Annotated in this window: 12 protein-coding genes; 5 read left to right on the top strand and 7 right to left on the bottom strand. The window is 63.6% G+C overall.

Features of this window, described 5'->3' with window-relative positions; all coding sequences use genetic code 11:
* Positions 1-342: hypothetical protein (locus tag J0I64_RS07225; RefSeq protein ID WP_291406920.1), on the top strand; the 342-nt coding region annotated here is incomplete at its 5' end.
* Here J0I64_RS07225 and J0I64_RS07230 read toward each other — a convergent pair.
* The gene (locus J0I64_RS07230; protein ID WP_291406921.1) at positions 343-915 is read right to left on the bottom strand and encodes an SH3 domain-containing protein; all 573 of its coding nucleotides are present in this window, start codon (positions 913-915) and stop codon (positions 343-345) included.
* 106 nt (positions 916-1,021) lie between these two features.
* On the opposite strand from J0I64_RS07230, the gene J0I64_RS07235 reads away from it, so the two are divergent.
* The 4 genes from J0I64_RS07235 (at position 1,022) to truB (ending at position 4,213) form a co-directional block, all read left to right on the top strand.
* Positions 1,022-2,041: a D-glycerate dehydrogenase gene (locus tag J0I64_RS07235; RefSeq protein ID WP_291406922.1), complete on the top strand. Its 1,020-nt coding sequence runs from the start codon at positions 1,022-1,024 to the stop codon at positions 2,039-2,041.
* Positions 2,042-2,198: 157 nt separating this feature from the next.
* Complete coding sequence (locus J0I64_RS07240; RefSeq protein WP_291406923.1) at positions 2,199-2,861, top strand: hypothetical protein; 663 nt, start codon at positions 2,199-2,201, stop codon at positions 2,859-2,861.
* A gap of 32 nt (positions 2,862-2,893) precedes the next feature.
* Positions 2,894-3,301: a 30S ribosome-binding factor RbfA gene (gene rbfA, locus J0I64_RS07245; RefSeq protein ID WP_291406924.1), complete on the top strand. Its 408-nt coding sequence runs from the start codon at positions 2,894-2,896 to the stop codon at positions 3,299-3,301.
* A 3-nt stretch (positions 3,302-3,304) separates the two neighbouring features.
* Positions 3,305-4,213, top strand: a complete 909-nt coding sequence (truB, locus tag J0I64_RS07250) for a tRNA pseudouridine(55) synthase TruB (protein ID WP_291406925.1) — start codon at positions 3,305-3,307, stop codon at positions 4,211-4,213.
* 9 nt (positions 4,214-4,222) lie between these two features.
* Here the strand turns inward: truB and J0I64_RS07255 are convergent, their stop codons facing one another.
* The 6 genes from J0I64_RS07255 to J0I64_RS07280 form a co-directional block, all read right to left on the bottom strand.
* A complete protein-coding gene (locus J0I64_RS07255; protein ID WP_291406926.1) occupies positions 4,223-4,462 on the bottom strand; it encodes a hypothetical protein in 240 nt (79 codons plus the stop codon).
* Positions 4,463-4,481: 19 nt separating this feature from the next.
* The gene (locus J0I64_RS07260; RefSeq protein WP_291406927.1) at positions 4,482-5,132 is read right to left on the bottom strand and encodes a TetR/AcrR family transcriptional regulator; all 651 of its coding nucleotides are present in this window, start codon (positions 5,130-5,132) and stop codon (positions 4,482-4,484) included.
* A 114-nt stretch (positions 5,133-5,246) separates the two neighbouring features.
* Positions 5,247-6,137 (bottom strand): ribokinase, encoded by an 891-nt coding sequence (locus tag J0I64_RS07265; protein WP_291406928.1) that lies wholly within the window; start codon positions 6,135-6,137, stop codon positions 5,247-5,249.
* A 13-nt stretch (positions 6,138-6,150) separates the two neighbouring features.
* Entirely contained in the window at positions 6,151-6,666 is a 516-nt protein-coding gene (locus J0I64_RS07270) for a DUF1697 domain-containing protein (protein ID WP_291406931.1), read from the bottom strand.
* A gap of 64 nt (positions 6,667-6,730) precedes the next feature.
* On the bottom strand, positions 6,731-7,768 hold the full coding sequence (locus J0I64_RS07275; protein WP_291406929.1) for an FUSC family protein: 1,038 nt from the start codon (positions 7,766-7,768) through the stop codon (positions 6,731-6,733).
* A partial coding sequence (locus J0I64_RS07280; RefSeq protein ID WP_291406930.1) for an HlyD family efflux transporter periplasmic adaptor subunit occupies positions 7,769-8,197 on the bottom strand: 429 nt, incomplete at its 5' end.

The raw sequence follows: 8,197 nt of genomic DNA on the forward strand, positions 1-8,197 counted from the left end.
CGGGTGGTCACCAAACTCAAGCGCGTGCCGGCCATGCGGCTTCTTGCTGATCGCATGCTCGGGCTGATGATCCGCCTGCACGACTATGTGCCCGGCATCACCATTGCCGAGCAGCGCCGCTATTGCGCGCTGTGGCTCGCGGCCATGGGGCTCGAGGGGCAGGGCGATCTTGAAACGCTGGAGCTTGTCGATGGCCGGCAGGTGCTGATCATCGCCCGCAAGGGGTGCTGCCTCGACTATCTGGCCTTCCCGGACGCCTATTGCAGCTCGTGTCCAAGGCAGGACGACGCCGTGCGCATCAGGCGCCAGCGTGATGAAGCGATCGCCGAACTCGACGGCTGATCAGTCGAAAACTTCGTCGGGATAGACGCCCCAGATTTCTTCCTGGCGGACATAGCCGGAGAAATTGGCGCGCTCGCCCGGCTGGCCGGCCGAAACCGAGCACCAGTCGCCGTCGCAGGCCGAAATGTTGACGCGCACGCCCGCTGCAAGGCGCGCCCGCACGCCTGATTCTTCGGCGCGCGAACTGTGCAAGGCGACTTCGCCATTGGCGACAAGCGGGGTTACATAGCCGGCGCGGTTGCCCACGAGCAGGCTCTGGTGCACCCAGCCCTCTTCGCCATCCATGTCGCGGATTTTGCGCCAGGTATCGAATTCCTGGATGATTTCGACCGGGATGCCGGAAACCTTGTAATTCCAGGCAATGTCATACTTGGTGCCGGGGCCGACACGCACATTGATCGGGTTGGAGCGGGTGCTGACAAAGCGTGGCAGCTTGAGGCCCGAAACCGATTCGGCCTGGGCCCAGACAGTGGGCGCACTCGTCATCAGGCTCGCGGAAACGAGCGCCAGAACGGCAAAAAAGCGCGGAAAAAGCAGACGGGCACGGCCCGAACCGGCGTGCGAAATGAACATGACTTTGCAGACGGATTGGAATTGCCCTATCACTACGGCATGATCCTTAACGGTCCTTAAAGGATAGGCCTAGGCCTCCCTTTTGTGATCAGGTCGCAAGGTAAGCATGACATCGAGCAAACCGAAGATACTGGTGACTCGTCGCCTGCCCGAGACCATCGAAGCGCGCATGGCGACGCTTTTTGAAACCGACATAAACGAATCCGACCAGACCCTGACCCCGGACGACATCCTCTCCGGCATCGAGGGCAAGGATGTGCTGGTTTCGACCATTACCGACCGGATCGACGCTGAACTGATCGGACGCCTGCCGCAGAGCGTGCGGCTCATCGCCCAGTTCGGTAATGGCGTCGACAATATCGATCTTGAAGCGGCCTGGCGGGCGGGACTGACCGTCACCAATACGCCGAGCGTTCTTACCGAAGACACGGCCGACATGGCCATGGCGCTGATGCTGGCGCTGCCGCGGCGTGTGGTCGAGGGCGCCCAGGTGCTGCTGCGCGACCGGCGCTGGGCGGGATGGTCGCCGACCTCCATGCTGGGCCATCCGCTGCGCGGCAAGGCGCTGGGGATTGTCGGCATGGGCCGCATCGGCACCGCGGTGGCGCAGCGCGCCCGCGCCTTTGGCCTCAACATTCACTATTTCTCGCGCAATCGCCGGCCGCCGGGGGTGGAGGAGCCCTTGGGTGCCACCTATTGGCCCGAGCTCGAACCCATGCTCGAGGCGGTGGATATCGTCTCGCTCCATACACCGCTGACGCGCGACACCGCCAACATCCTCTCGGCCGAGCGGCTCGACCGCATGAAGCCCGGCGCCTATGTGCTCAATGTCAGCCGGCCCGAACTCGTCGACGAGGTGGCGTTGATCGAGCGTATCGAAGTGGGGCGCCTGGCCGGCGCGGCACTCGATGTCTTCGACAATCGCAAGGGCATCAATCCGCGGCTTCTGGGCCTGGCCGAAACCAATCGCGTGGTGCTGACCGGCCACATGGCTTCGGCAACGCTCGAAGCGCGCATCGAGATGGGCGAGACTGTTATCGTCAATATCCGCACCTTCATGGATGGACACCAGCCGCCGCATCGGATCCTGCCGGAAACGCCGTTGCCGCGCAGCGCCCGTGGCTAGGTTTCTCTCTGCCACTGTTGCAACTTTCCTTCATCCGCCTGTCAATGTTCTGTGCCCGCTTGCATGCGAGGAGCTTCCTTTCTAATCGTCCTCCAGCAGATGGTCCTTGGGGGCTTGGGCCGGAACCTGCATCGGTGTTTGGGCTAAGGAGTGCCCCGTGGCGCAGTTGAGAACCGCTCTTTCCGTCCTTTTCGTTCTGGGCGTGGCCGCCACCCCGGCGCTGGCGCAGATTCGCAGCGAAGCGCCCGTTGTCGAGGCGGATGGCATGCTGGTGCTGGACGCGCTTGGTCACCACCTGACCATGCCGCGACCCGATTGGCTGAGCGGGGACGAAGCTGCCCTTGGCCGGGTCGAAACCTCCTATCTTGCCGAAGACGGCCAGGCTCTGCTTGAAATCTATCCCAAGGGCGAGGGCGAAGCGCTCTGGACGACGCTCTATGGCGCGCGCATCAGCCGCGACGAGAACGAACGCACCCTTGCCGATTATCGCGCCGCGCTGATGGTGCTGCATGCCAATAGCTGCAAGCCGGAACTGACCGGCTTCTTCCAGCTTGGCCAGGACAATGGCGACAATGACCTGGCCCCGCTCGGCTTTGTCTGCGGCGCCTATGCCGACCAGTATCGGAATTTTGTCGGGCTTGGCGAGATCATGGTCGCAAGCTTCCAGCGCTCCGACACGGGCGTTGCCATCATCTACCAGGAATGGCGCGGCAAGAGCTTCAATCCGGCCGATGCCAAGACCTGGCCGGTGCCCACGGGCGTGGTGCAGGCCCGCGCCGAGCAGCTCAAGGCCGAAGCCGCGCTCAGCAAGGCGGATTGACGAAAAGGCCCTAAAAGCCTATCCGCTTGCCCATGAAAAAGGACAACAAGCCCCTGGGCCCGAGCCAGCGTATGCTGCGCGTGGGCGAACTGGTGCGCCACGCGCTGGCGGATATTTTTGCGCGCGGTGATATCGAGGACGAGGCGCTGGTCGGCTCGGTCGTCACCGTGCCCGAAGTGCGCATGACGCCGGACCTGAAGCTCGCCAATGCCTATGTGATGCCGCTGGGCGGGGTGCATGCTGACGAGATCGTCGCCGCGCTCAATCGCCACGCGAAATTCATCCGTGGCCGGGTCGCGCCCAAGATTAACATGAAATACGCCCCGGATATCCGCTTCTTCGTCGACGACACGTTTGAAGAAGCCGGCCGGATCGACGAATTGCTGCGCTCGGATCGCGTCAAGCGCGACCTCGAAGGCGACGGTAGCGACGAAGACTAGGCCGTGACCGAACAGAAGAAATCCAAGAAGCGCCCCATCTCCGGATGGGTTGTGCTCAACAAGCCGTATGACTTCACCTCCACCCAGGCGGTGGGCAAGGTGCGTTGGCTGTTTTCCGCCGCCAAGGCCGGCCATGCCGGTACGCTCGATCCGCTCGCAACCGGCATCTTGCCGATTGCCCTCGGCGAAGCGACCAAAGCCGTGCCGCAGGTGCAGGACGGAACCAAGATCTATCGCTTCTCCATCGTCTGGGGCAGCGCCACGACGACCGATGATCGTGAAGGCGAGGTGATCGCTACCTCCGAGGTGCGGCCCGACCGTGCCGCGCTCGAAGCGGTGCTGCCGCAGTTTACCGGCACCATCATGCAGCGCCCGCCGATCTTTTCGGCACTCAAGATCGATGGCGAACGCGCCTATGATCTGGCCCGTGCCGGCGAAACGGTTGAACTTGAGCCGCGCCCGATCGAGGTCGATGCGCTGAGCGTGCTCGAACATGGGCCCGAACAGAGCCTTCTCGAAGTCACCTGCGGCAAGGGCACCTATGTGCGCTCGCTCGCCCGCGACATTGCCGAGGTCCTCGGCACCCGCGGCCATGTGGGGAGTTTGCATCGCGCCGCCGTCGGTCCTTTTTCCGACGCCAACGCGGTGACGCTCGAAGCGCTTGAAGCGGCTGAAGCGGGCGATGCCCGTGATGCCCTCCTGGCGCCGGTGTCGGCAGGCCTTGTTGACCTGCCGGAAATTCGTCTCGATGCCGGCCAGGCCGGCGCCGTGGGCAATGGCAATCCGGTGCTGCTGACCGGCGCAGCCGCGCCCGCCCATCTCGATGAGTGCTGGGTAAGCTTCAAGGGCAAGGTGCTGGCAACCGGCACGGTCGAATTCGGCCAGTTCAAGCCGCGCCGGGTCTTTAACTGACGACCCGGCTCAGTCGGTCCGCGAAATGCGGATGCGCTTGGCGACAGCGCCTTCCTCGACCTCAAGCCATTGTGCCGGCACGTTGGGCGTGTCCTCGAGAAGAAGATCGAGGTCGAGCCCGTGCTGCTGCAGCCTCCAGCGCGCTTCGGCAGGCAAGAGGCCCGCGAGCATGCGGATCGGCGCGATCGGCAGCGAGAGAACTTCCTGCGGCACGCCATCGACATATTTTTCGATATGGATCGTCTTCATGGCAATCAACTCCTGGCCATTATGGTGAAGTGGGTTGGGTTGCGCCGGCAAGCGCCTCAACAAGCCGCGGCGCCAGCGCGCCCGGGGTCACGCCCAGCGCGCGCTCGAGAATGATGAGGGTCGCCCGCAGCCGGGCGGCATATTCCGCTTCCGTCCAGGCGAAACGGCCCCCGCCCAGCAGCGCAGCTTGCCCGGCGAGCAGGAACTGGATCGTCGCAAGCGGATCCTCGACCTCGAACGTTTTTTCTTCGCGCCCGTCTTCGATCACCTTGGCCAGGAGCGGCCCGAGCCGGCGCACCAGGGCCATGTTGACCCTTTCGTGGAGGGCGCTGTTTTCGGGGCGGTTGAGGGCGTCGGTCAGATATTGCTCGTCGCCATCGACAAGCTTCATGGCCCCGACTGCTCCAGCAAACCGATCGAGCGCATTGCCCGGCCGGTCGGCCGCGGCCTCGACGGCAACGCCCATCCGGTCGACGACCGCTTCGGCAAGGCTTTGCAGCAGATCATCCTTGGTGCGGAAATAGAGATAGAACGTGCCCTTGGCGATGCCGGCGGCCTGCACGATCTCGTCGATCGACACCGAACCTATGCCCTTGTCGCGAAAGAGCTTTGCGGCGCTCACGAGGATTGTGCCGGAGCGTTCTTCTTCACTGACTTTGCGGCGTCGCATCGGAAAAATCCATAAATGACTGACCGTCAGTCATTTATGGATCGCGCGATCCGAAGTCAATGGTTCAAACAAAAAGGCCGCCCCTTGGGGCGGCCCTGATGGAGCTGTTCGGGCCTAGACCAGCGCGTCGACATCCTTGGCCAGCGGAATGGCGGGCTGGGCGCCGGGATTGAGGCAGGCGAGGCTGCCGGCCACGGCGGCACGGCGCATGGCTTTTTCCAACGACAGGCCGGCATCGAGGCTGGCCGCGAGATAGCCGCAAAAAGTGTCGCCGGCGCCAACCGTGTCGACCGGGGTCACCTTATGGGCGGGAACGGCGAACTTGCCTTCGGGCGAGGCGGCGCGCGCGCCATCGGGACCGAGCGTCACCACGATGGTGCGGCCGGTCTTCTTGACCCACTCGTCCATGGCGGCATCGAGTTGGTCGATGCCGCGGCCGGACAGCAGTTCAAACTCGGTTTCGTTCGCCACCACGATATCGGCCAGCGGCGCGAGTTCGGGCGTGTCGGCGAGGAATGGCGCGGTGTTGATGACGCTGCGAGCGCCTTTTTCGCGTGCGATCTCGAGGGCGCGACGGGTCGCAGCTTGCGGGATTTCCTGCTGCACGAGCACCGTATCACTGCTCGAAAGGTTGCCAAGGGTGCGCTCGGCATCGGCAGCACTGACCGTGCCATTGGCGCCCGGCAGCACGGCGATGACGTTCTCGCCTTCGGCATCGACGAAGATCATGGCAATACCGGTGGTCGCCTTGGCTTTCTGCACCTGGCTGAGATCGACCCCGCCTTCGTTCAGCAGTTTTAGGGCCATATCCGCGAAGGCGTCATCGCCCACGGCCGAGACATGGCGGACGTCGGCGCCAGCACGGCGCGCGGCGAGGGCCTGGTTGGCCCCCTTGCCGCCCGGCGCCATGGAAAAGGTGCCTCCCGCCACGGTTTCACCGGGCTCGGGGAGCCGCGAAACCGTGCCGACCTGATCGAGATTGCTGGAGCCGAAAACGACGATCACGAGAGTACCTTTTCTATAGTGTTCCAGTTGCGCATGGTGTCGAGCGACCTTTGCCCAGTTTGGCATAGAGCGGCTTCAACACCTCCTCCACGCCTTCCGTATAGCGCCCATTGGGCTGGCGATAGCCAGCAATGTAGATTTCCTTGGGGTCGATACGGAGGATTTCGGTATGGCCGGGACGATCATCGATCACCACGCCCTTGGGCAGTGCTTTGTCGAACAGCAGCACATGCCGGGTGACATCGGCCTCGGGAGAAATCCGGTCGAAGGGATGTTCGGCCAGCATGTCCTTGATCTCGGCTTCGCTGCGCAGCACGACGCCGACCTTGAAGCCAAAGGCCTTTTCGATGGCCTCTTCGAGAACCGTCTTGGTTTCGTCGGCCGGGGTCCTGTGGGCAAAGCGCACATTGCCGCTGGCCAGGATGGTCTTGACGGCCTCAAACCCTGCCGCTTCGAGGCAGGATTTGAGTTCGGCCATCTTCATCTGGCGCTTGCCCAGATTGATGCCGCGTAGAAAAGCCACGTCCATGCTCAACGTTGCCTCCCATCGCCGAACCAGATCGGAGCGATGAGTAGCACCGGACGGCGCGCTTTCAAAGTCGCGCCGGCACTTCTTCGGGTGTGTCGTCACGCGGCACGAACATGGTTTCGAGCAGTGACAGGAGGACAATACCGGCCAGCATGATGCCCACGGTGATGGACACACGCTGCACCACCACTTCGAAGGCGGAATTGGTGCCGTAGATGGACGAGAGCACCACGACGAGCGCGACCGAACACACATATTGGTAGTATTGCGGCCGCGCCGGGCCCGTCGTCATGCGGTCGATCAGCACATAGGTGATGGCGCTGAGCAGGAGCAGCAGCACGATGAACTGCGGCACGAGATTATAGACGAACAGCGCCACGATGCCGACGAGGGCGCCGATGACGGTGCCGCCGCCGCGGTCGACCACCTGTTCGATACGGCCGCCATGATCGGGCTCGGCACAGATGAAGACCATCATGATCGGCGCGATGAGGAGGCTGATATTGTTGGTCGCGTAGGTCGCGATCAGCACGGCGAGATAGACGGCGACGCGAATGCCCAGTTCGACCGCCGGGCTACGCGAGACGTGTGGCTTTGGCTGTTCGATATGGACGCGCTTGGTCTGTGGCGGAAACAGCAGGTTGGTGACGATCGCAGCCACCCCGACCATCAGGCCGCCGCCGACCATGGAGTCGCGGATCGCCACCAGTGCATATTCATTGTAGAGCGCCGAGATCGACATCATCGCCGGGAACACGGTCAGCATCATGCCGGCGCGCGAGCCGCGGAACAGCATGATGCCGATGCCGCCGGCCGCCAGCACCACATTCATGATCATGAAGAGCATGGGCTCGTTGACCGTGACTGCCGCGAGCCAGGAAAAGACGATGGCAATGATCGGCAGCACGATGGGGCCGGCAAAGGTGCGCGGCGTCAGGGCGCCGCGCTGGCCCGACAGGATGCTCATGCCGATGGCGATGGGCAGCATCGGCTGGGTCATGCCCAGCGGCTCGGCCAGCGCGAAGAGCAGCGCGACACCGAGCGTGGTGCGCAGAGCCAGATACGGATCTTCGAGTGGATCGACGCGCGGCAGCTGTTCCATTTAGTTGAAGCCCGAAAGGACGCTCGATACCGACAGCATGGCCCGGGCGATGACGGGCACGAGGCCGCCATCCTTGGGGAGGACCAGGGCGGCCGCTTCCGAGCCGAGGCGCACATTGGCGGGCAGGGAGGCGGGATCATCGATGCTGACGCGCACGGGGATCTTGCGGGCCGGCGGGAACCAGCGCGTATCGGTGGTTGATTGTGCAAGGCCCCCATTGGAGGCGCGGCCGTTCGAAATGCCCCAGGCGATCGATTCGACGGTGGCGTCGAACTGCCGGCCGGGTGCCGCCTCGAAGATCACCACGGCCTTGTCACCGGGCTGCACATTGACCAGCTGGTTCTCGCGGAAGTCGACGATAACCGTGCTGCGATCGCCCGAGATGAAGGTCATGACCGGGGAGCCGGCGGCAACGAACTGGCCCTGGGT

The organism is Devosia sp. (genome assembly GCF_017307565.1).
Classification (GTDB): Bacteria; Pseudomonadota; Alphaproteobacteria; order Rhizobiales; family Devosiaceae; genus Devosia.